The sequence below is a fragment of the Pseudomonas sp. 24 E 13 genome, assembly GCF_900004715.1.
Lineage (GTDB): Bacteria > Pseudomonadota > Gammaproteobacteria > Pseudomonadales > Pseudomonadaceae > Aquipseudomonas > Aquipseudomonas orientalis_A.
The window spans coordinates 33,476-33,848 of sequence record NZ_CVTO01000099.1 but is presented as its reverse complement, the minus strand read 5'-3'; the positions used below and the strand labels follow the sequence as shown (position 1 = coordinate 33,848).

2 tRNA genes and 1 pseudogene (2 of these 3 cut by a window edge) are annotated in these 373 nt (G+C 55.2%); all 3 read left to right on the top strand.

From position 1 onward, the window contains the following. Window positions 1–30: transfer RNA gene (locus BFP90_RS28935), tRNA-Met, on the top strand (it extends 114 nt beyond the left edge of the window). After that, a pseudogene (locus BFP90_RS28930) lies at window positions 1–231 on the top strand (hypothetical protein); the annotation flags it as partial. The gene BFP90_RS28935 and the pseudogene BFP90_RS28930, both read left to right, overlap by 30 nt. 78 nt (window positions 232–309) lie before the next feature. After that, window positions 310–373: transfer RNA gene (locus BFP90_RS28925), tRNA-Met, on the top strand (it continues 80 nt past the right edge of the window).

The window sequence follows — 373 nt, the reverse complement described above, 5'->3', positions numbered from 1 at the left end:
TCGTCGGTTCAAATCCGGCTCCCGCAACCAAACATCAAAAAAGGCTACTCGAAAGAGTGGCCTTTTTTGTGCGCGTGTATTTTTGATCGTTCCCACGCTCCGCGTGGTAACGCCGCCCTGGACGCTCCGCGTCCTGCTTTTTGCGCAATGTTGACGCAGAGCGTCACGGGATGCATTCCCACGCGGAGCGTGGGAACGATCATCGAAGCGCTGCAACGCATTGATTTATGAATAATTCGGACTTATTTGAGCCATTGCCGCATTAACGGTTGACACCTCGGCGCTGGACTGTAGAATGCCGCCCACAGACGCGGGATGGAGCAGTCTGGTAGCTCGTCGGGCTCATAACCCGAAGGTCGTCGGTTCAAATCCG